This is a genomic window from Janthinobacterium sp. SUN073, from assembly GCF_030397665.1.
Taxonomy (GTDB): domain Bacteria; phylum Pseudomonadota; class Gammaproteobacteria; order Burkholderiales; family Burkholderiaceae_D; genus Janthinobacterium.
In genome coordinates this window covers 235,364-255,898 of the sequence record NZ_JAPUBT010000002.1, presented here as the reverse complement: position 1 = coordinate 255,898, position 20,535 = coordinate 235,364, and the positions used below count along the sequence as shown (strand labels likewise).

The window sequence follows — 20,535 nt, the reverse complement described above, 5'->3', positions numbered from 1 at the left end:
ATCAAGAGTTTCATGACACAACACTATCAACCCCGTTTCATCACCTTCGAAGGCATCGATGGCGCGGGCAAGTCGACGCATATCGGCTTTGTCGCCGACTACCTGCAGCAGCGGGGCGTCAGCCTCGTATCGTCGCGCGAACCGGGCGGCACCAGCCTGGGGGAAAAGCTGCGCGACCTGCTGCTGCATGAAAAGATGCACCTGGAAACGGAAGCCTTGCTGATGTTCGCCAGCCGCCGCGAACATATTGCGCAAGTCATCGCGCCGGCGCTCGAGCGTGGCGAGTGGGTCATTTCCGACCGATTCACCGATGCCAGCTTCGCCTACCAGGGCGGTGGGCGGGGCATGGACTTGCGCAAGATGGAGGCGCTGGAAGCGTGGGTGCATCCGCACCTGCAGCCGGACCTGACGTTTTTGTTCGACGTGCCGCTGGCCGTGGCCCGCGCCCGCCTGGACGCCACGCGTGAGCTCGACAAGTTCGAGCAGGAGCGATCGGACTTCTTTGCCGCCACGCGCAACGAGTATCTGCGCCGCGCGGCCCAGTTCCCGGAGCGTTTCCGCATCATCGATGCCACGCAAAGCATTGCCGATATTCAAGTGCAGCTTGCGCAACTGCTTGATGTTTTGCTTGAGCAAAGCACTGTAACACGCTGATTTAAAAGAAGATGACATGACCAGTTCTCTGTATTCCTGGCAGCAGGACGCCTGGCAGCAATTGCAAGCCTTGCGCCCGCGCATGCCGCACGCCATTCTGTTCCATGGCGCGCAAGGCATCGGCAAGGCCGACTTCATCGAGCATTTTGCGCAAGCCTTGCTGTGCGAAGACGTGCGCGCCGACGGCCATGCCTGCGGCACCTGCGCCTCGTGCGGCTGGTTTAGCCAGGGCAACCATCCCGATTACCGCCGGGTCCGTCCGGAAGCGCTGGAAGATGAAGTGGCGGACGATGGCGAAGAGGGCGAGGGCGCGAAGAAAAGCGCCAAGACCAAGACGCCGTCGAAAGACATCAAGATCGAGCAGATCCGCAACCTGGCCGACTTCATGAACATTTCCACGCACCGGCAAGGCTTGCGCGTGGTGGTGCTGTACCCGGCCGAGGCGCTCAACACGCCCGCCTCGAACGCCTTGCTGAAAACCCTGGAAGAACCGCCGCCGGGCACCGTGTTCCTGCTGGCATCGAACAGCCTGGACCGATTGCTGCCGACGATCTTGTCGCGCTGCCGCAAGTTTGCCTTGCCCATGCCCAGCCACGAGCAGGCCCTGGCCTGGCTCAAGGCCCAGGGCTTGAACGATGCGGACAGCTGGCTGCGTGAGCAGGGCGGCGCGCCGCTGGCCGCGCTGGCCCAGTCCGAATCGGGTGGCCGCGAAGAAACGGAACAATTGCTGCAAGTGCTGGCCAATCCCGGCGTGGAAGCGGCGTTGAAGGCGGCGGACAAATTGCAGAAGGCGCCGCTGGCGCCGCTGGTGGCATCCTTGCAGCGCTGGCTGTACGACGTGTTTTCCGTCAAGTTGTCCGGCACCATCCGCTACTACCCGCGCCACCGGCGCGAGCTGGAAGCCCTGGCAGGACGCATCAACGTCAGTCGGCTGATGGCCGCCATCAAGGCTGCCAACGAGCGCCGGGCGATCGCCGAGCATCCTTTGTCGCCCAAGCTGTTTCTGGAAGATATGCTGCTCGACTACGCATCAAGCTGTCAATAGAATCAAGCACTTACGTTGCCAAGTTCATCCAGATTGTTTGGTGCTTGGCGCGCTTGGCGATTGGAGTGACTCAGCCGCAGGCGCGCGTGCAACTGCGGTAGCGCACTTCGCACGCTTGCTGGCGTTCGGCGCGCCGGGCACGGAAGGCCTGGGCTTCGGTGGGGCGCAGCTGCTCCGCTTGCGCGTCGACATTCCTGCCGGCGGCAACGTAGGGATTGCTGCTGGGTTTCATCGACAAGATGGGACTGGTGTCGTTTTCCGTCGCGCCTTGCGCTTGCGCGCGGCAATCCTGGCGTGCCGATGCGCACACGGGTGCGCACAAGCCCGCCTCGGGGATGGCCTTGGGTATGTCGCGTTTGTCTTGCGCATGCGCAGGCGTTGTCAGGGCCAGGCAGGCCAGCAGTATCAAAGGGCCGGCAACTTTCAGCATGAACACTCTCCACGTTTCCGCGCGCAACCCCATGGCTGCGCACCGGCCGCTCACTATACATCTTGACAACTTTTTTGACCAGGGCGCCATGGCCGTTTGCCACGCCCGGGACCGACTCAGAATAAGGCCAGCCAGGCGCCAGATCAGCGATAATATCGGCTCTGCCAACCATTCTATTTATTTATGCGCGACATTATTGCTGGATTTCTACGCTTCCAAAAAGAGGTTTTTCCCGCGCGCCGCGAGTTATTCAAGACCCTGGCCACGGGACAAACCCCGAAGGCCCTGTTCATTTCCTGCTCGGACAGCCGCATGGTGCCGGAGCTGGTGACGCAGCGCGAGCCAGGCGAGCTCTTCGTAATCCGCAACGCGGGCAACATCGTGCCCTCGTATGGCCCGGAACCGGGCGGCGTGAGCGCCACGGTGGAATTTGCCGTGTCGGCCCTGAACGTGAGCGATATCGTCATTTGCGGCCACTCCGATTGCGGTGCGATGAAGGCGATCGCCACCTGCGCCTGCCTGGACCACATGCCTGCCGTACGCAGCTGGCTGCACCATGCCGACGCGGCGCGCATGATCAACGAGTCGGTCGAGCATCCGACGGAACAGTCGCGCATCGACGGCATGGTGCGCGCCAACGTGGTGGCGCAACTGAATAACCTGCGTACCCATCCCTCGGTGGCGCTGGCCATGGCGCAAAACCGGCTGACCCTGCACGGCTGGGTGTACGACATCGAGAACGGTTCCCTCGACGCGCTCGACGAGTCGACCGGCAACTTCGTTCCGCTGGCGGAACACCCGGCCTCCCAGCTATAAGCATCCGCACCGCCAAGGCAGGGGGGCTGCGCCCAGCGCTTCCCCTGCCAGTTTTTGCTCCCTCCGGTACAATCCCGCCTTATGTATATCGATTCCCATTGCCATATCAATTTCCCCGAGCTGGCCGCTCGCATGCCCGAGATCCTCGCCAAGATGGCCGAGAACAAGGTGACGCACGCGCTGTGCGTGTCCGTCGACTTGCCGGACTTCCCGCAGGTGCTGGCCCTGGCCGAGCAGTATCCGCACATTTTCGCTTCCGTCGGCGTGCATCCCGACTACGAAGACACGCCTGAACCGTCCGTGGAAGACCTGGTGCGGCTGGCCGATCACCCGAAGATCATCGCCATCGGCGAGACGGGCCTCGACTATTTTCGCCTGACGGGCGACCTCGAATGGCAGCGCGAGCGTTTTCGCACGCACATCAAGGCGTCAAGAATCACGCGCAAGCCCTTGATTATTCACACCAGAGCGGCCAGTGTAGACACCATCCGCATCATGCGTGAAGAGGGTGCGGGCGTATCCGACGGCGGCGTGGCCGGCGTCATGCATTGCTTTACGGAATCCCTGGAAGTGGCGCGCGCCGCCATCGACATGGGTTTCTATATTTCCTTTTCCGGCATCGTCACCTTTAAAAGCGCCAAGGATTTGCAAGCCGTGGCGCTGGAAGTTCCGCTCGAGCGCATCCTGATCGAGACGGATTCGCCGTACTTGGCGCCCGTACCGTTCCGCGGCCGCATGAACGAACCGGGCTACGTGGCCCATGTGGCGGAATACCTGTCGACCCTGAAAGGCATTCCCCTGGCCCAGGTAGCGCAGCAGACGACGGATAATTTCTTTAAGCTATTCAATCAGTTGCCGTAACTTCTTAAGGTTAACCATGATGAAAAAACTCGCGCTGGCGATGCTGCTGTGCTGCGCAGGCAGCAGCTACGCGGCGCCGGATCCGGATCCGGACAGCTTCTTCCGCGCCGTGTCCGTCAACAACGCCAGCGGCGTGCGCGGCATGCTGCTTGAGGGCATGAATCCGAACCAGCCTGATACGCAGCGGGGCGACATTCCCCTCGTGCTGGCTCTGCGCGACGATGCGGACAAAGTGTTCAAGCTGCTGCTCGACACACCCGGCATCGATATCGAAGCGCGCTCGGCCAATGGCAACACGGCGCTGATGATGGCGGCCTACAAGCACAAGCAGGAGGCCGTGAACGCCTTGCTGGCCAAGGGCGCCAAGGTCAACCAGAGCGGCTGGACGGCGTTGCACTATGCGGCCTCGGCCGGCGACTTGCCCATCATGAAGATTTTTCTGGAGCGCGACGCCGTGGTCGATGCGCGCGCGCCGGCCAACGTCACGCCGCTGATGTTCGCCGCCCGCGAAGGGCAGGAGGGCGCCGTCAAGCTGCTGCTGTCCTGGGGCGCGGACGCCAGTCTGAAAAGCGATCACGGCTGGACGGCCGCGCAGTTCGCGCAGGCGGGCGACAAGCCCGGCGTGGTGGCCATCATCGAAGCGGCACAGAAGGCGCGCGCGGGACGAAAGTAAACTTCTAGCAATATTTTCCATGCCAGCGCTGAAACTGGCATGGAATTGCCTCTCACCTCAGCCCTTTGTTCTCCTTGCCGATTAACGATAATGAGCGTGTCGCATTAATCAGGAGATCGTCGCATGGGCCATCACACCACCGTCAGGCGCCGGCTGTATTGTCGCCGCCCCGCGCGCAGCCCGTGCGATATCACTGCTTTCTGGAATGACAAAACCGATCGGCCATCGGAGCCAGACTCCAAGAGGACAGACATGCTGAATGAACGAGAAATCGAGAGTTGTTACCTGGGGCAATTTATCCCCGTCCATTACCATCACAATATGTTGATGGACCAGAACCGCATGCACGGGTTCAAGTCGGCGATCGATTACGCGGTAAAACCCGGCATGAAGGTGCTGGAACTGGGCGGCGGCACGGGCGTGCTGTCGTGGTTTGCCGCCGCGCGCGCCGACAAGGTGTGGTGCGTGGAGTTCAATCCCGACATGGTCAAGGAAGCGCGCAAGATGTTGGCGCTCAATCCCAACGGGGAAAAAGTCGAAGTCGTCCACGCGGACGCCTTTGAATACCTGCCGCCCGAGCCCGTCGACGTGGTCATTTGCGAAATGATCCATGTCGGCATGCTGCGCGAAAAGCAGGTGGAAGTGATCGAATCGTTCAAGCGCCGCTACCTGGCCCGTTTCGGCGGCCCGCTGCCCATCTTCCTGCCCGAAGCCGTCATCATGGCCGTGCAGCCCATGCAGCAGGAATACGACTTCGAGGGCTTTTACGCGCCCATCGTGCAGTTCCAGGAAACCGCGGCCATCCACCCGGGCGTGCAGGAACTGGCGCCGCCGTCCGTGTACAGCATCATCGACTTCAGCCAACCGACGGACAGCGTGTTTGGTTTCGACGGCAAGTTCGTCGTCGAGCGCAGCGGCACCCTGAACGCCTTGCGTTTTGTCACCAAGAACATCCTGGCCGTCGTGCCCGAGCGCTCGACCACCATCGACTGGCTGAACCACTACATGTGTCTGCCGCTGGCCACGCCGGTGGCCGTGAAGGCGGGCGACGTGCTGCAAGTAAGCTTCCAGTACCGCGCGGGCGGTTCGATTCCCTCGCTGGAAGCGTCGATCCGCGCGCAGGTGATTTACGATGTCAACTTGCAACCGGTAGTACAAAACGCCGTCTACGCGTAAGTATCATTAATGTAAAGGCAACGCCGCAGGCATTTCGTCCTGCGGCGTTTGTCCATTCAGGGTATATTCCGTCTTTTACCCACTGGACAGCTTTATTATCATGGAACAGATCGATCAGCGTTACCTCGTGCAACAGAACAAAATCAGCGATGGCGAGACCAAGCCACCCGTGTTTGCCAAGGTAATGCGCAGCAAGGAAGGCGTGTTTGAAGGCGTGTCCTTCATCAAGTCGAAGGAAAAGGCCAGCATCCTGACCATCGAAGAGGCCAACCAGGCCATCAAATGGGCCGGCAGCAAGAAGCCGAACGCGCATGAGTACATCACGAAAGTGATTTGCGTCGGCCAGTAAGCTGCTCGCCAACTACCGCTCATCCCCGTTTTTACCCAGTCCATCCCCGCATTGTGCAGTTCATCGCATGGCTGTTGCCGCCGTGGCGGCGCCTTACTATAGTGCTGTCACGGTAGCGGGGCAAGCACGGCTTGCTCCGCACATTTTATTCGAGGGGAACGCGATGCTGGGATTCGTGCTGTGGCTGCTGCTCTTGCTGGTGTGCTGGCCCCTGGCCTTGCTGGCGCTCGTGCTGTATCCGCTGGCCTGGCTGCTGTTGCTGCCATTGCGCCTGATCGGCATCGGCGTGGAAGGCGTGTTCGAATTGCTGCGCGCCATCGTCATGCTGCCGGCGCGCGTCCTGGGCGGCGGCCGGCGTTGAAATTTACTTCCCCACAATAAAAAATGGCGCCCTTGGCGCCATTTTCATTTCTGTCACTGTGCTGCTTACAGGTCGACCATGAAACCGGCGCCGATCGATTTCTGCGAATAGTTGTAGTCGATCAAGCTCTGGCCATAGCCGGAGAACAGTTGCAGGTAGCCTTTCAGGTTGGCCTTCAATGGGAAAGCCCAGCTGGCCTGCATCGAACCATGCTTCTTGCTGAAATTGCGGCGGGCCGTCACGGCATACTCGTGACCCTTGTTGCGGTAGCTCACGCGCAAGTCGCCATGTCCCATGTAATCGGTGATGTCGATATTGTCATTGTCGGTCTTGCCATTGTCGAGGCGGTGCCAGATGCGCGTCGTGACGGCCAGGTTGTCTTTTTCCACGCCCAGCTCCGCATACACGCGGTTCCAGCTGCGCGACAGGGTCGAGGTCTGGCCATTCGACTGGTGCACCAGGCCCAAGTTCAGGTAATTGAACTCCAGACCCGCGAAATTTTTGTTGATCGGCAAGATCAGCATCAATTCCGGCTGGTAGTTGGTCTCGCGGAAGGGGCTCGATGCCTTGCGGTTATACGCCTGCCAGAAACTTTGCTGCGTGTAGCCGAACCACATGTCGATGGGTGTGCCGGCGATGTCTTCCAGCAGCTTCATCTTGAAGCTCAGCTGGAACGTCAATTCCACATGCTGGCTCTTGATGCCGGCTGGCGTGAAATCCTGGAACGGCTCGTCGTTCGAGGCGTCGCTATAGTTGGCCAGCAGCAGATAGGTGTCGCGGTGCGGGCGGAAGTTGAACAGGCCGCGCTTCGAGGCATCGTTGAGTTCCCACGATTGTTGCGTGCGCGAAATCGGCGCTTCCGGCGGCGCCGCGCCAGCCTGGGCGATGGCGGGAATGGCGGCGTTGACGGCGTCCGGCGTGGCGACGCCTGGCGGGCTGACAAACGTGAGGGGGGCGACCTCGGCTGCTGCCGCCAGGGTGATGGCCGCCGTGGCGGAATCGCCGCCGGCGGCAATGGTGGCCTTTTCCGCCGCCTTGGCCAGGGTGTCGAAGCAGCCCAGACGGGCACTGGCGTCACCGAGCACGGCGCAACGCTGCATTTGCTGTTCCAGTTCGCCGGCCATGGCCAGCGCTGGCGACGCCAGCAGGGAGGAGAGAATTATTTTTCTTAGTCGGATAGTCATAGGCTGAGTGGGGCATGTCATTCGGTGCGCACCTGGGCTGGCATGCCGGCGGCGTCGCCTTGCACGATAAATCACCGTGCGTATTGATTTTTATTAATCTTTGTTGAATTAAAGTTCAAAAATTAAAGTCCGGGAAGTATAGCCGAATCCGCAATCAGCCTCCGTGCGCCTGGCGTGCGCGTGACGGCAAGTGTTGTACGCGTGGTAAACGGCCCGCTGCCGTGCCGCCCAAATCGATGTCTGCTACACTGGAAAACCGGCGCAAACCAAGTCGTACCGGGGCTAGCCATGGAGATTGTGATGACCCGCAAAACACCTATCGAGCGCTACCGCAACATCGGCATCAGCGCCCATATCGACGCCGGCAAGACCACCACCACCGAGCGCATCCTGTTTTATACGGGGGTCAATCACAAGATCGGCGAAGTGCACAATGGCGCCGCCACCATGGACTGGATGGAGCAGGAGCAGGAGCGGGGCATCACCATCACCTCGGCCGCCACCACGGCGTTCTGGAAAGGCATGGCCGGCAACTTCCCCGAACACCGCATCAACATCATCGATACGCCCGGCCACGTGGATTTCACGATCGAGGTGGAACGCTCGATGCGCGTGCTCGACGGCGCCGTGATGGTCTACGATGCCGTCGGCGGCGTGCAGCCGCAATCGGAAACCGTCTGGCGGCAAGCCAATAAATACCACGTGCCGCGCATCGCCTTTATCAACAAGATGGACCGGGTGGGCGCGGATTTCTTGCGCGTGCGCAAGCAGATCGGCGAGCGCCTGAAAGGCGTGGCCGTGCCCATCCAGTTGCCCATCGGCGCCGAAGAGCATTTCACGGGCGTGATCGACCTGCTGAAAATGCGCGCCATCACCTGGGACGACGCCAGCCAGGGCGTGCAGTTCAGCTATGGCGAGATTCCCGCCGACCTGCGGGAACAGGCGCAGGAATGGCACGACCACATGGTCGAGCACGCGGCAGAGGCCACCACCGAGATGACGGAACGCTACCTGAATGGCGATACGTTCACGGAAGCGGAACTCAAGCAAGCCTTGCGCGCGCGCACCATCCGCAACGAGATCGTGCCCATGCTGTGTGGCAGCGCCTTCAAGAACAAGGGCGTACAGGCGATGCTGGACGCCGTCATCGAATACCTGCCGTCGCCGATGGAAGTGCCGCCCATCATGGGCCACGACGAGCACGACAACGAGGTGGAGCGCCATCCGACGGATGAGGAGCACTTTGCCGCGCTGGCCTTCAAGATCATGACGGACCCGTTCGTGGGGCAACTGACCTTTTTCCGCGTGTATTCAGGCGTCGTGAACTCGGGTGACATGGTCTACAACCCCACCAAGAGCGCGCGCGAGCGGCTGGGGCGCATCCTGCAGATGCATGCGAACGAGCGCAAGGAAATCAAGGAAGTGTATGCGGGCGACATCGCCGCCGCCGTGGGCCTGAAAGCCGTCACCACGGGCGACACCCTGTGCGCCATCGACCACATCATCGTGCTGGAAAAGATGATTTTCCCGGAACCCGTGATTTCCCAGGCGGTCGAACCAAAGACCAAGGCGGACCAGGAAAAGATGGGCATCGCCCTGAACCGCCTGGCGCAGGAAGACCCGTCGTTCAGGGTGCATACGGACGAGGAATCGGGCCAGACCATCATGTCGGGCATGGGCGAGTTGCACCTGGAAATTCTGGTCGACCGCATGCGCCGTGAATTCGGCGTGGAAGCGAACGTGGGCAAGCCGCAGGTGGCGTACCGCGAAACCATCACGCGCACGGTGGACGATATCGAGGGCAAGTTCGTCAAGCAGTCAGGCGGACGGGGCCAGTACGGCCACGTGGTGCTGAAACTGGAACCCTTGCCGCCAGGTACGGGCTACCAGTTCGTCGACGCCATCAAGGGCGGCGTGGTGCCGCGCGAATTCATTCCCGCCGTCGACAAGGGCATCGTCGAAACCTTGAAGGCCGGCGTGCTGGCCGGCTATCCGGTGGTGGACGTGAAGGCAACGTTGACCTTCGGTTCCTACCATGACGTCGATTCGAATGAAAACGCGTTTCGCATGGCCGGCTCCATCGCCTTCAAGGATGGGATGCGCAAGGCGCATCCCGTGCTGCTGGAACCGATGATGCAGGTGGAGGCGGAAACGCCGGAAGAGTTCATGGGCAACGTCATGGGCGATTTGACGGCCCGGCGCGGCATGGTGCAAGGTGTGGACGACATCCCCGGCGGCGCGGGGCGCATCGTCAAGGCCCTGGTGCCGCTGGCCGAAATGTTCGGCTATTCCACCACCCTGCGTTCGTTGACCCAGGGCCGCGCAACCTACAGCATGGAATTCAAGCACTATGCGGCCGTGCCCAAGCATATCCTCGACCAGGTGGCGGCAGGCAAGACGCGGTAGCGGCCGCCGGGCGTGCGGGCCTTCCCGTTTATCGGTGCCGCTGGTACATTAAGGGCCAGTTCACCAACACAGGGAGAGAGCATGAGCACCGCAGAACAGAAGCAGGAAGGACAGCACCGCGACAGCAGCGACTTTGTCATCACGCAAACTTTCGACGCGCCGCGCGAACTGGTGTTCCAGTCGTGGGTGGAACCGGAGCGCCTGGCCCAGTGGTGGGGCCCCGTCGGCTTCGAATTGAGCGTGCTGGCGCTGGACTTGCAGCCGGGCGGCATTTTTCATTACGGCATGCGCGCCGACAATGGCTACGAAATGTGGGGCAAGTTCACCTACCAGGCCATCGAAGCGCCTGAACGCATCGTCTCGATCCTGTCGTTTGCCGACAAGCAGGGCAATGCCGTGCAGCACCCCGTCAGCGCCACCTGGCCGCTGGAATCGTTCAATACCATGACCCTCACCGAGGAAAATGGCAAGACGACGATGACGTTAAGGTCAACGCCGCACAAGGCGACGGATGAGCAGCATGAGACGTTCAGGCAGGGGTTTGAGTCGATGAAGCAGGGGTTCAAGGCGACGTTTGGCCAGCTGGCCCAGTATCTTGCCCGTGTTCAGTAATATTTAAGAACAGCGGGCCGGAGTCGCGGGCCTGAGAAAACGGCCATGGCTGCGTTGCTTGGGCTCGCCGTACTAAGCGTACTGTCTTCGCCCGCGCGCCTTGCCCTGGCCATTTTTCAGGCTCGCTGGGCCCGGGGAGCCTTTGTTTTGGGCGCGGGCGAGTTCTTGCTGTCGTTGCCGGTTCGCGGTTGAGGGACGTCTGCATTCGCCCTATTGTGTTGAAAAACTCTTGGTCAAGACCTGTCACAATGCAATAAATGTACAGGAAAATTGTACGCAGTGGCGGTGCTGGGCTCGCTTAGCTCATCACTAGTGTCACCTTCTGTTTTGGCGGAAGCAGCTTTTTGGCCATTCTCCGCAGATTTTGTGCCGTCGCCGCCAGCAGAAACTCATCGTGGGCACCGCTGGGGCCACGCAAGCGCAATTGGCTGAGTTTAAGGATGCGTTTGAGGTGAGCAAATAGCATCTCGACCTTTTTCCGTTCTTTACGCGATTGTCGATAAGCGTCTGTCTTGCCAATGGCTCGCGCCACGTCGCGTGCAGGTTCATGCGGGCTACGGTCGATTTTACGGATGTTCATGTTGGGACAGCATTTCAATTTGAGCTGGCAGGCTTGGCAGTCATACAGGCTGGCCCGATAGCGAAATGGGTTTTTCTGCAGGCTACGCTGAGCAGGTTTCAAGTACTTGCCAGCAGGGCAAACATAACGATTGTTTTCTCCATCGAAGATGAAATCGGTACGGCTGAAAGTGCCGTCGTGATGCTCGGATTTATCCCAGACAGGGACGTGTGGGGCGATCTTCTTTTCATCGACCAGCCATCCCAGCATTGCAGCCACACCGTAATTCGTATCGCCCACCAATCGCTGTGGCTTGATAGCGAATTTCTCCTCAACCCGGTTGATCATCGTTTTGGTCGCTTCGACCTCGGCTATCTTGTTTACGGCTGATGCCTCGACATCGACAATCATTCCCGCTTTCAAATCGATCAGGTAATTTGTTGAGTAAGCAAAAATAGCCGGCCCTGCAGCGGCAGTCCAGGTTGCAGACGGATCCGTCAGCGAGATTCTTTTGGGCAGCACTGGATTCGCTTGCTCCAAAGCTGCCAGATATTCTCGCACCGGTCGACTTGCCTGCTCAGGATCACCCCAATCGATAGCGGAATCGCCTGAACAGGAACGTTGCCGCTGGGCGTCAGCCTTGATCATGCTGGCGTCGGTTGCAAACCCCTCGCCCTGTACCAGGCCTTCTGCCATGCAACGTCGAAGAACCGCATCGAATAGCTGGCGAAATGCATCGTGATCGCGAAAGCGGCCGTGTCTATTTTTGGAAAAACTTGAGTGATCCGGCACCTTGTCCTTCAGACCCAACCGGCAGAACCAGCGGTAAGCCAGATTCATGCCGACTTCTTCGCACAGCCTCCGTTCAGAACGTATGCCATAGCAGTAGCCAATGATCAGCATGCGGGCCATGAGCTCGGGATCGACCGATGGCCTACCGGTATGGCTGTACGACTGAGCCAAGTTCTCGCGAAACGTGCTCAGGTCGAGGTACTGGTCCACCGCTCTTAGTAGATGGTCTTCGGGAACGTATTCGTTTAGACTAATCAAGACGAACAGCTCCCGTTTGGTTTCCTGACGTCCCATCATCGCAGCCTCCGTCTTTTCTTTGCTTAGACAGCGGCAAATCGTGAAGATCGCGTGCTCAACTGGAGTTTTTCAACGCAATAGCCCCAAAGCGGACATTACTTATGTCGCGGAGCATTCGACACCACGCAAGCGAAGCGAACGACAAAGCGTATCCACCTTAAATTCATTATCTTGCACGCTCACAAAATATCTTTCATTTTGCAGAGCCTCAAATCCAGACGGCAGCGCCCAAATTGGCTCAAGATAATTTCTGAGTGAGCCTTCTAAATAATAGTCAAATCCGTCTATAAATCCGCGTTTGGCGTCATTGGCAAAGACGCAGTCGAACCCCTCAATCCATTTTGCGAACTGGGTACTAATTCTGTGTAGCCCCGGATATAAACGACGTAACGGCGTCGTCAGAAATCGAACCTCGCCGATGGTCCAAATGACGTCGCGGCGAACCTTGGAGAGCAATACAGTCGCCAAAGGCGAAGCATCGTCATCAATCGAGCCGTCAGAGCGGTACTTGATCTCACCGAAATCCTTGAAGTGCAGAGCAGCGCCCCAGTCAGTAAGTGTCACCGCTGGGGGTGCTGCGAGCGCACGAAACCAATCAAGTATTTCAGAGCAGGCTTCTGGACTGGCGGCAAATCGATATGTCATAGCCATCTGGATAGAGCTCCTTTATGAGGTGATTCGCAGACGAATTCCTACGTCTGTTTTTGGCCGGTTGCCGTCGTTGGCAGGTGCCGCCCCAAGGCAGTCGTACCCGAGCGAACCATGGCGTTAATCAAAGACCGTCCAGGGATTCATTACTGCCGGAGAGAACCAGGCTATTCCCTGTGCGGCCAAGATACGTTCTTGCTCAAACCATATTCGGTGACATTGACCACGATTGACTGCCGGTCCAGCAACGATCTTCGCTTCCTCCTTCGCAGCGCGAATTTGCTCCCACAGCGCTGGTTCATCTTCGATTGGGTCGTACAACTGGCTCTTTCCAGATTGGTTTAGTGCAGCCTTGAGTACTCTCGACCGCAACAAGGGTTCCATTGATAACAGTGCTGTCTTTGCCGTCATCACTGGGCAGCCGGTTGCCTTGTGATACGCAATGAGATCCGAATTTCTGAGCGGTTCGTCGTTTGTCATGGGTTATAGATACAGGTCGTGCAATGTCCGCTTCTGGCCGACACCCGTCAGGTCGGTGAAAGCGACAGCACTCTATCAGAAAGAATCACGCTATCCTTTTCATGCTGCCCGTGACGCCAAGATGCATCTTCGTAGCGCACATAATACTCAGCACTACGCGCAGCCAAGGCCAACTTGCTTAACATCGACAGGAAATCTATGAGTTTGAAGGTTTCGCCCTCAAAGTCCTGGGGGAAAAACGTGATCTCACAGAATACTCTGTCTGGTTCATCCCAGTGGAAGTACGCTTGGATATGCTCAGGGTTGCTGCCGCCATTCCAAACAGTGGATAGCGAGCCAGATGCCTGTCGAAGATTGCCTTGCAACTCGGCTTTTGCAATATCATCGCCTTCACCCGTCATCGCCTGAACCAAAGTCCAAGATGATGCTAGAACCCTTAAGACGTCAATGGCTCCAGATGTCGAAATGCATTCGGCGAAGTTGATATCTCTACACGAACCATCACAGTCCAGAAGAGCGGTTTCAACGCGACGTCGAGTAAGTTCGTCTATGTTCATCAGAATTGTAGTTTGGGCGGGTAGGTCCGCTTTTGGCCGAAAACGGAAGCACTACGCGGCTCTCCAAATTGATTCGAACTCTTGATGGGAAATCGCACTGTACCCTGGCTCTGATAAATCGAGAGGTTTTTTTGATATCCCGCCAAATTCGTCGCTCTCATTGTCGGCACTATAGCAAAGCTGCGGACCAGAATCGTACTGTTCAATTTGTCGGGTAACCCAGCCCGCACCATCGACTTCAAAGTACCACCAGGACGTGCCCCATGCATCGTACCTGTCACCTCTAGTCTCGTCCCAGTGTCTTTTTACGTAACTTGGCATACTTAAATTGAGTAATGAAGGGTCATGTCAGTCGTCCGCTTCTGGCCGTCAACTGACTTTACGCTCGATAGCCATCCGGCGGATCGCAGCGATTCCAGCCTCCATCTTCTGACGTGCTGAGCTATTGGCCGAATGAACGAAGATAATTGGAGGATTAAAGCCGCGCAACGCGACCGCTTCCTCAATCCACAAGATAACGTCATACCCGGTGCCTCGTTCATCATCGCCAAGATCATGGTCGAGGCTGATCTCGACAACCGCACCGGAGGTCAATAGTGATACGGCCTCATCAGGCCAATACACTCGAGTCCATCCTTCAGGCGTATTTCGCTCGTCGTCGAGGTAGACCTTCATTTCTTATACTCCGGAGATAGTGGCAGGTGCCCCCGTCGTGATGATACCTTACAAGCTGAATTCACCGAACGTCACAGTCTCATTCCGCCCCAGAGCAGTCATTAGTTTTTCTGCTCATTCATTTAACTTTGACAATCAGGCGGAATAAAACGCCTGCGTCCTTCGGCCTCGTATTCCTCAAGACTTTGCAGTCCAATAGCCAAGCGGCGACGGTTGACCAGCTCTCGGTTATCGACCGGATCAAGTATTAAATGACAGCGATCCGACTTTGAAAATTGCGTCCCATACTCTTGCGGACGGCCTTCGTTGGCAGCGATGCGGTCGGCAAGATAGGCAAGATCACGCGGTGCTGCGATGCCGACTTTGACAGACGCCTCGAGAAGCCCTCTCGCAAGGCGTTGAAAGGCAAGGTCGCTGTCCGCATGTTGAGCCAGCAACCAGGCACTGTTACTGTCCTTCTTCGTTTTTGGCCAGCCACATGCTGCAATGATTTCCTTGAACTGCTGCAAGTTTTCGCTATCGATAGTGCGCCAGCGCCGCTGCAGGTCATCTCTTTCGGCGGCGGTGTTTTTAGGGTTCTGCTCAAGCAAGTTCGACTCTTGTCGGATTTGCTGGTCCGCACTGGCCAGCTCATTCAAGTGGGTGCCGACATTTTCACAGTCGAGTTGGTGAGCTGCTGCCTGCAAGGCAAAACCTAAAAGAACTAAAAAAACGAGTCGTTTCTGCACTGGCATTCTTTCAAGTTGGTACCGGATTGTCCGCTCCTGGCCGCTTGCCGTCGTCGGCAGGTTCCGCCCTGAAGCGAATTGAGACGCTATCGAGCGAAGTGAGGTTTGAACCTAATTCTTTTTTGACGGCCAGATAAAAGCTATTGTTGCGCAAAATATACCGACAAAGGCAGCACGCCCCCAATCGAACTCATGAGCTTCCCCAAGGAAGCGAGTGTAAAGCAAGGTTCCGGTAGCAACCCCCAAACCAACACTGACGAACTGTGGAAATATTTTTTTCATATGTTCCCTGAGTGATGCGATCTGAATCGCCACTATTTCAATATACACTGCTGCCGCAGGTGTACTACTCCAAGCGCAAGAATTTGGCAACGACCTCGTTTGGACGGTCGCGACCGACTGCGGCAATGAGCATAACGAATTAGTGAGCGAGAAAAGTCACGCATTGTCACGTCAACATGACTGGCCGCTACTGGCGTCACGACTCATCACGCTCGGCATCGCGCTCGCGGCAGCTCAGGGACGCATAGTGCGCCTTGGGCACCTTTTTCTTGATCGCCACTTCGCGCAGTGCATGTGCAAAATCAATATGATCGGTCAGTGTGCAGCGGTTGGCGCGGGCGAACTGTTGCAGATTCTTGAGGCTGCCATGGACTTTCAGCGTGATCCCGACGCCGGGGCTGGCGCAGCAGCCTATGTATTTGCTGCGGTATTCCTCTTCGATCAGCACCAGTTCGTGGCCCATGAAGGGCGCTGGCTTGTCCAGCAGGTAGTAGTCGGTGTAGTCGAAGCGCTGGCGGGGCGTCTTGCTGACCAGGCCCGCGTGCTGGTAGGCGCGGATGGCTTGGCCGGACGTGCCCGTGCGCTCGGTCGTGCCCTTTTTGAGTTGCATGGCATGCAGCAAGCCGCTTTCGAGTGAATGGGTATCTGCGGCGAACGCCATGGCGGAGCAGGCGGCAAGCAGCGTGAAGGCGATGGCGCGTTTCATTTCGCCTCCATTGCCAGCATCTGTTCGATTACCGGCAAGATCATCCGCCATGCATTCGACGTGGCCGCAATCTCGTCATAGTGGCTGGCGCCGGGCAAGATCAGCACTTCCGCATGGTCGCCGGCCAGCTTGGCTTTGGCCGCATAGTCGTGCGCGACTCTGGGCGGGGAGATGGTGTCGAGCTCTCCCGTGGCCAGCACGGTGCGGCTGCCGTTGGGCATCAGGTCGGCCGCGTTGGTGTCGCTGTAGATGTCGGGACGCTCAGTGCTGGCGCTGCCTGCCAGTTGCGCGATGTCGCGCTCGCAACTGCTCTTGATCAAGTCCTTTTCATGGCGCAGGTCGGCCAGGCCGCCCAGGCTGAGGATATTCTTGATCGGCAGGTACTGTTCGCGGTACAGGGGGCTGGTCTCCGGCAGCTTTTCCCTGCCGGCGATCCATTGCACCAGCTGGCCGCCGGCCGAATGGCCCATGGCGACGATGCGCTTCACGTCCAGCTGGTACTGGGGTGCGTGCTGCCGCAAGCTGTCCAGTGCCGCGTGCATGTCTTCGTAGGTGCCCGGGTAGCCGCCGCCCGGCTCGTCGACCCGGCGGTACTCGACATTCCACACGGCAATCCCTTGCGCGACGAGGGCGCCGGCCACGTTGCGCATCTGCTTGATGCCGCCGAAGGCCACCGTCCAGCAGCCGCCATGCACCAGTACGACGACGGGGAACGGTCCGCTGCCCTCGGGCTGGAACAGCTGCGCGTATTGCGACGGTGCGGGGCCATACGCGAGCTGCGCCGTGGGGGCGGGGCCGTTCAGGGCCAGGTAGTCGTCCAGGTTCATGGGGGCGGCGACGGCGCCGTGGACGGAGGCGAGCAGGGCGCTGGCGACCAGGGAGGATGGCAGGGACGTGGGCATCGTTGGTTTCGCTTGAGAAGAGAGCAACACTTTAGCATAGGGCCGCGTGGATGCCGGGATCAAGCGGCACGCTGTTTTCCTCCTGCAAGAGGGGTGCCCCATGGTATATTTCGGGCATCAGTTTTCCCCATATCGACACGGTGCACGCAAACAACATTCTTTCCTTGCTGGACGCCGAGCATAGTGCGCTGGGCAGTATCGCGGCAGGCGCCGACCTGGCCCATGCATTGGAGCATTTGTTGCTGGCGTTGCAAGACCTGGCCGACGGCGGCGCGCATGCCTGCCTGCTGCTTATCGACGAGGCCGACCACTTTTGCGGCTTGTCCTCGCCCAGCCTGCCGCAAGACCTGTGCCTGGCCCTGCGCCACGGCGGTGAGCAGCCTTCACCGTTCGGCACGGCGGCCTTTTCCGGCGCGCCCGTGTATTGCGGCGACATCACGCGCGACGTGCACTGGAGCGCGGGCCGCAAGGAAGCCATGCTGCACGGCTACCGCGCCTGCTGGGTCGCCCCCGTGTTCGGCGCCAAAGGGCATATCCTGGGCGTGCTGGGCCTGTTCTTCCCCGCGTCATGCCATCCCACGCAACCGGAAATCGAACTGTTGGCGCTGGCCGCGCGCGTGGCCGCGCATGTCATCGAACGGGGCCAGTTGGAAAGAGCGCTGCACGACAGCCGCGAACACTTTCATTACGCCATCGAACTGAACACGCAAGTGCTGTGGACGGCCGACACCGACGGCAAGCTCGACTATGTGGCGCAGCGCTGGCGCGAATGGACGGGCGGCAATGGCCTGGGCACCAGTTGGCTGGACGCCATCCACCCCGACGACGTGCCCCATTCCCTGGCGGCCTGGAGCGCAGCGATGAGCAGCGGCCAGCCCCTGGACCAGGAAATGCGCGTGCGCCGGCAGGACGGCCGCTACCGCTGGGTGCACTCGCGCGCGTATTGCCGGCTTGACGAGCGGGGCCAGCCCGTGAAATGGTATGGTTCCTGCGAGGATATCGACGAACACTGGCAGGCGCGCAATGCCTTGCTCGACAGCGAGGCACAATTCCGTTCGCTCGCCTCGACCATGCCCAACCAGGCCTGGCTGGCGCATGGCAGCGGCGCCACCTACTGGGTCAATGAGCAGGTGTGCGAATACACGGGGCAATCGATGAAGTCGCTGGTCACCAGCGGGTTTCGCCACTGCGTGCATCCGGACGACGTGCAAGCCACGCAGAAAAGCTGGGAGCGGGCTGTCGCCACGGCCAGCGCCTACGAACACGAGTTCCGCATGCGCCGCGCCAGCGACGGCGCCTACCGCTGGTTCCTGGCGCGCGCCTTGCCCCTGTTCGACGAGACAGGCAAGGTGCTGCGCTGGGTGGGCACGAATACGGACGTGCAGGAACATAAAAACGTGCTGGAAAAGATGGCCTACCTGAATTCCTCACTGGAAGTGGAAATGGCCAACCGTACGGCTGACCGCGACCGCATGTGGCGGCTGTCGACCGACATCATGCTGGTGGCGGACCTGGCCGGCATGATCATCGCTGTCAATCCCGCCTGGAGCCAGATCCTGGACCGCCCTGAAATCGAATCGCTGGGCATGGATTTCATCAGCCTCGTGCATCCGGACGACCGCATGGCGGCCTTGAAGGATTTGTCGCGCCTGGCCCACGGCGCGCCCACCTTGCGCATGGAAAACCGTTACCGGCGCCGCGATGGCGGTTACCGCTGGATTTCCTGGACGGCCGTGCCGGCACAAAAGCTGATCCATGCCATCGGCCGCGACGTCACCGATGAAAAAGAGGCGCGGCTGGCGCTGGTGCGCAGCGAGCAAGCGTTATTGCAGGCGCAAAAGCTGGAATCGATCGGCAAGCTGACGGGTGGCGTGGCCCACGATTTCAATAATGTGCTGCAAATCATTTCCGGCAATTTGCAATTGCTGAAACTCACGGTGGCCGATAATCCGCAGGCAGCCAGGCGCCTCGATTCGGCCGCCTCTGCCGTCGAGCGGGGCGCCAAGCTGTCGTCGCAACTGCTGGCCTTTGCGCGGCGTCAACCGTTGAAGCCGCTGGTGACGGACCTGGGACGCCTGCTGCGCCGCATGCACGAGCTGATCCGCCGCGCCCTGGGCGAGGCGGTCACCGAGGAAACCTTCATCAGCGACGGCTTGTGGCATACCCTGGTCGACCCGAACCAGATGGAAAACGTGCTGCTGAACATGGCCATCAATGCGCGCGACGCGATGGACAAGGGCGGACGCCTGACGTTCACCTTGAGCAATGTCACGCTCGATGCCGCTTACGCCAGCTTGCATGCCGATGTGCTGGAGGGGCAATATGTGCTGCTGACCATCACCGACACGGGCCATGGCATGGAGCGCGACGTGATCGACCAGATTTTCGAACCATTCTTCACCACCAAGCGCGAAGGCGAGGGCACGGGCCTGGGCCTGTCCATGGCCTACGGCTTCATCCGCCAGAGCGCGGGCCACATCAAGGTGCACAGCGCGCCCGGTGCCGGCACGACGTTTAAAATTTACCTGCCCCGTTCGCTGGAAAAACTGGCCGAGCCGCCAGCGGGCCTGACGGGCCCCGTGCTGGGCGGCGGCGAGACCATCCTCGTGGTGGAAGACGATGCGCCGGTGCAGCACACGGTGGTCGACATGCTGCGCGGCCTGGGCTACGACGTGCTGCATGCGGACGACGGTGCCTCGGCGCTGGCCCTGCTGGGCACGGGCGTGGCCATCGACCTGCTGTTTACGGACGTGGTCATGCCGGGCCCCGTCAGCAGCAAGGAGCTGGCGCAGCAAGCCAGGCTGCTGCTGCCGGAGCTGGCCGTGTTGTTTACCTCGGGCTATACGCACAATGCCATCATGCAGGGCGGGCGCCTGGACCCGGGCGTGGAGCTGTTGAGCAAGCCTTACCAGCGCGAAGACCTGGCGCGGCGCATCCGCCATGTGCTGGCCGACCGCCGCCTGGTGGGCGCGCCCGACCCGTCGGGGCGGCGCATTCTGCTGGTGGAAGACAATGACGATGCGCGTGAAATGACGACGGAAATGCTCAATATGCTGGGGCATACCGTGCATGGCGTGGCCAGCGCCGAGGCAGCCTTGCCCCTGCTGGCCATGCCGGGCCTGGACGTGCTGGTGACGGACATCAGCTTGCCCACCATGTCCGGCCTGGAACTGGCGCGCCATGCGCGCGCCCACTGGCCGCAGCTGGATGTAGTGTTTGCTTCCGGACACGACTGGGGCGCCAGCCTGATGCAGGACACCAGCGCGCGCTTCCTGCGCAAACCGTTTGGCCTGGAAGAACTGGCCGGCGCACTGAAGGCGCACCGGCAGGACGTTTACTAGG

At 59.7% G+C, this 20,535-nt stretch carries 21 protein-coding genes; 11 read left to right on the top strand and 10 right to left on the bottom strand.

Translation table 11 applies throughout. The features are described 5' to 3' along the window. The first annotated feature begins 12 nt into the window (after positions 1–12). Entirely contained in the window at positions 13–654 is a 642-nt protein-coding gene (tmk, locus tag O0882_RS09070) for a dTMP kinase (protein WP_289947188.1), read from the top strand. Between the two features lie 16 nt (positions 655–670). Further along, positions 671–1,699 (top strand): DNA polymerase III subunit delta', encoded by a 1,029-nt coding sequence (locus O0882_RS09065; RefSeq protein WP_289947187.1) that lies wholly within the window; start codon positions 671–673, stop codon positions 1,697–1,699. A gap of 70 nt (positions 1,700–1,769) precedes the next feature. On the opposite strand, the gene O0882_RS09060 is transcribed toward O0882_RS09065, so the two are convergent. Next, positions 1,770–2,129, bottom strand: a complete 360-nt coding sequence (locus O0882_RS09060; protein WP_289947186.1) for a hypothetical protein — start codon at positions 2,127–2,129, stop codon at positions 1,770–1,772. Between the two features lie 183 nt (positions 2,130–2,312). On the opposite strand from O0882_RS09060, the gene O0882_RS09055 reads away from it, so the two are divergent. The 6 genes from O0882_RS09055 to O0882_RS09030 all read left to right on the top strand — a co-directional run bounded on the left by O0882_RS09055 (position 2,313) and on the right by O0882_RS09030 (position 6,365). Then, positions 2,313–2,945 (top strand): carbonic anhydrase, encoded by a 633-nt coding sequence (locus O0882_RS09055; RefSeq protein WP_071077253.1) that lies wholly within the window; start codon positions 2,313–2,315, stop codon positions 2,943–2,945. 81 nt (positions 2,946–3,026) lie between these two features. Then, positions 3,027–3,806, top strand: a complete 780-nt coding sequence (locus O0882_RS09050) for a TatD family hydrolase (RefSeq protein ID WP_289947184.1) — start codon at positions 3,027–3,029, stop codon at positions 3,804–3,806. A gap of 16 nt (positions 3,807–3,822) precedes the next feature. Beyond that, entirely contained in the window at positions 3,823–4,479 is a 657-nt protein-coding gene (locus O0882_RS09045) for an ankyrin repeat domain-containing protein (protein ID WP_289947181.1), read from the top strand. 252 nt (positions 4,480–4,731) lie between these two features. Beyond that, positions 4,732–5,655: a methyltransferase domain-containing protein gene (locus tag O0882_RS09040; RefSeq protein WP_289947179.1), complete on the top strand. Its 924-nt coding sequence runs from the start codon at positions 4,732–4,734 to the stop codon at positions 5,653–5,655. Between the two features lie 100 nt (positions 5,656–5,755). Next, positions 5,756–6,004: a hypothetical protein gene (locus tag O0882_RS09035; RefSeq protein ID WP_096235524.1), complete on the top strand. Its 249-nt coding sequence runs from the start codon at positions 5,756–5,758 to the stop codon at positions 6,002–6,004. Between the two features lie 163 nt (positions 6,005–6,167). Further along, on the top strand, positions 6,168–6,365 hold the full coding sequence (locus O0882_RS09030; protein WP_096235523.1) for a hypothetical protein: 198 nt from the start codon (positions 6,168–6,170) through the stop codon (positions 6,363–6,365). A 65-nt stretch (positions 6,366–6,430) separates the two neighbouring features. Here the strand turns inward: O0882_RS09030 and O0882_RS09025 are convergent, their stop codons facing one another. Further along, positions 6,431–7,549, bottom strand: a complete 1,119-nt coding sequence (locus O0882_RS09025) for a phospholipase A (protein ID WP_289947175.1) — start codon at positions 7,547–7,549, stop codon at positions 6,431–6,433. Between the two features lie 300 nt (positions 7,550–7,849). Between O0882_RS09025 and fusA the strand changes: the two genes are divergently transcribed. Further along, complete coding sequence (gene fusA / locus O0882_RS09020; protein ID WP_289947173.1) at positions 7,850–9,955, top strand: elongation factor G; 2,106 nt, start codon at positions 7,850–7,852, stop codon at positions 9,953–9,955. An 81-nt stretch (positions 9,956–10,036) separates the two neighbouring features. After that, positions 10,037–10,567 carry an SRPBCC domain-containing protein gene (locus tag O0882_RS09015; RefSeq protein ID WP_289947171.1) on the top strand — a complete coding sequence of 177 codons (531 nt, stop codon included), beginning with the start codon at positions 10,037–10,039 and terminating at the stop codon, positions 10,565–10,567. Positions 10,568–10,865: 298 nt separating this feature from the next. On the opposite strand, the gene O0882_RS09010 is transcribed toward O0882_RS09015, so the two are convergent. The 8 genes from O0882_RS09010 to O0882_RS08975 form a co-directional block, all read right to left on the bottom strand. Next, positions 10,866–12,215 carry an IS1182 family transposase gene (locus tag O0882_RS09010; protein ID WP_289947170.1) on the bottom strand — a complete coding sequence of 450 codons (1,350 nt, stop codon included), beginning with the start codon at positions 12,213–12,215 and terminating at the stop codon, positions 10,866–10,868. A 99-nt stretch (positions 12,216–12,314) separates the two neighbouring features. Further along, positions 12,315–12,866: a hypothetical protein gene (locus tag O0882_RS09005; RefSeq protein ID WP_289947168.1), complete on the bottom strand. Its 552-nt coding sequence runs from the start codon at positions 12,864–12,866 to the stop codon at positions 12,315–12,317. Positions 12,867–12,983: 117 nt separating this feature from the next. Then, complete coding sequence (locus O0882_RS09000; protein WP_289947166.1) at positions 12,984–13,343, bottom strand: hypothetical protein; 360 nt, start codon at positions 13,341–13,343, stop codon at positions 12,984–12,986. Between the two features lie 47 nt (positions 13,344–13,390). Further along, positions 13,391–13,900 (bottom strand): hypothetical protein, encoded by a 510-nt coding sequence (locus O0882_RS08995; RefSeq protein WP_289947164.1) that lies wholly within the window; start codon positions 13,898–13,900, stop codon positions 13,391–13,393. A gap of 369 nt (positions 13,901–14,269) precedes the next feature. Continuing rightward, the gene (locus O0882_RS08990; RefSeq protein ID WP_211549638.1) at positions 14,270–14,575 is read right to left on the bottom strand and encodes a cyclic-phosphate processing receiver domain-containing protein; all 306 of its coding nucleotides are present in this window, start codon (positions 14,573–14,575) and stop codon (positions 14,270–14,272) included. A gap of 122 nt (positions 14,576–14,697) precedes the next feature. After that, a complete protein-coding gene (locus O0882_RS08985) occupies positions 14,698–15,303 on the bottom strand; it encodes a DUF6624 domain-containing protein (protein WP_289947160.1) in 606 nt (201 codons plus the stop codon). A 478-nt stretch (positions 15,304–15,781) separates the two neighbouring features. Next, positions 15,782–16,291: a hypothetical protein gene (locus O0882_RS08980; protein ID WP_289947158.1), complete on the bottom strand. Its 510-nt coding sequence runs from the start codon at positions 16,289–16,291 to the stop codon at positions 15,782–15,784. Further along, entirely contained in the window at positions 16,288–17,193 is a 906-nt protein-coding gene (locus O0882_RS08975) for an alpha/beta hydrolase (RefSeq protein WP_289947156.1), read from the bottom strand. The genes O0882_RS08980 and O0882_RS08975 overlap by 4 nt, the downstream gene beginning before the upstream one ends. Before the next feature lie 140 nt (positions 17,194–17,333). Here O0882_RS08975 and O0882_RS08970 point away from each other — a divergent pair, with 140 nt between their 5' ends. Continuing rightward, positions 17,334–20,534 (top strand): PAS domain-containing protein, encoded by a 3,201-nt coding sequence (locus tag O0882_RS08970; protein WP_289947154.1) that lies wholly within the window; start codon positions 17,334–17,336, stop codon positions 20,532–20,534. Position 20,535: the final 1 nt, after the last annotated feature.

Excerpts from the sequence above, each read along its gene's own strand:
- O0882_RS09065 (WP_289947187.1), top strand. The coding sequence starts at position 671 with ATGACCAGTTCTCTGTATTCCTGGCAGCAGGACGCCTGGCAGCAATTG.
- O0882_RS09025 (WP_289947175.1), bottom strand. The coding sequence starts at position 7,549 with ATGACTATCCGACTAAGAAAAATAATTCTCTCCTCCCTGCTGGCGTCG.
- O0882_RS09010 (WP_289947170.1), bottom strand. The coding sequence starts at position 12,215 with ATGATGGGACGTCAGGAAACCAAACGGGAGCTGTTCGTCTTGATTAGT.
- O0882_RS08975 (WP_289947156.1), bottom strand. The coding sequence starts at position 17,193 with ATGCCCACGTCCCTGCCATCCTCCCTGGTCGCCAGCGCCCTGCTCGCC.
- O0882_RS08990 (WP_211549638.1), bottom strand. The coding sequence starts at position 14,575 with ATGAAGGTCTACCTCGACGACGAGCGAAATACGCCTGAAGGATGGACT.
- O0882_RS09050 (WP_289947184.1), top strand. The coding sequence starts at position 3,027 with ATGTATATCGATTCCCATTGCCATATCAATTTCCCCGAGCTGGCCGCT.
- O0882_RS09005 (WP_289947168.1), bottom strand. The coding sequence starts at position 12,866 with ATGGCTATGACATATCGATTTGCCGCCAGTCCAGAAGCCTGCTCTGAA.
- O0882_RS09015 (WP_289947171.1), top strand. The coding sequence starts at position 10,037 with ATGAGCACCGCAGAACAGAAGCAGGAAGGACAGCACCGCGACAGCAGC.
- O0882_RS09045 (WP_289947181.1), top strand. The coding sequence starts at position 3,823 with ATGATGAAAAAACTCGCGCTGGCGATGCTGCTGTGCTGCGCAGGCAGC.
- O0882_RS08980 (WP_289947158.1), bottom strand. The coding sequence starts at position 16,291 with ATGAAACGCGCCATCGCCTTCACGCTGCTTGCCGCCTGCTCCGCCATG.
- O0882_RS09040 (WP_289947179.1), top strand. The coding sequence starts at position 4,732 with ATGCTGAATGAACGAGAAATCGAGAGTTGTTACCTGGGGCAATTTATC.
- tmk (WP_289947188.1), top strand. The coding sequence starts at position 13 with ATGACACAACACTATCAACCCCGTTTCATCACCTTCGAAGGCATCGAT.
- fusA (WP_289947173.1), top strand. The coding sequence starts at position 7,850 with ATGACCCGCAAAACACCTATCGAGCGCTACCGCAACATCGGCATCAGC.
- O0882_RS09035 (WP_096235524.1), top strand. The coding sequence starts at position 5,756 with ATGGAACAGATCGATCAGCGTTACCTCGTGCAACAGAACAAAATCAGC.
- O0882_RS09060 (WP_289947186.1), bottom strand. The coding sequence starts at position 2,129 with ATGCTGAAAGTTGCCGGCCCTTTGATACTGCTGGCCTGCCTGGCCCTG.
- O0882_RS09000 (WP_289947166.1), bottom strand. The coding sequence starts at position 13,343 with ATGACAAACGACGAACCGCTCAGAAATTCGGATCTCATTGCGTATCAC.
- O0882_RS09055 (WP_071077253.1), top strand. The coding sequence starts at position 2,313 with ATGCGCGACATTATTGCTGGATTTCTACGCTTCCAAAAAGAGGTTTTT.
- O0882_RS09030 (WP_096235523.1), top strand. The coding sequence starts at position 6,168 with ATGCTGGGATTCGTGCTGTGGCTGCTGCTCTTGCTGGTGTGCTGGCCC.
- O0882_RS08995 (WP_289947164.1), bottom strand. The coding sequence starts at position 13,900 with ATGAACATAGACGAACTTACTCGACGTCGCGTTGAAACCGCTCTTCTG.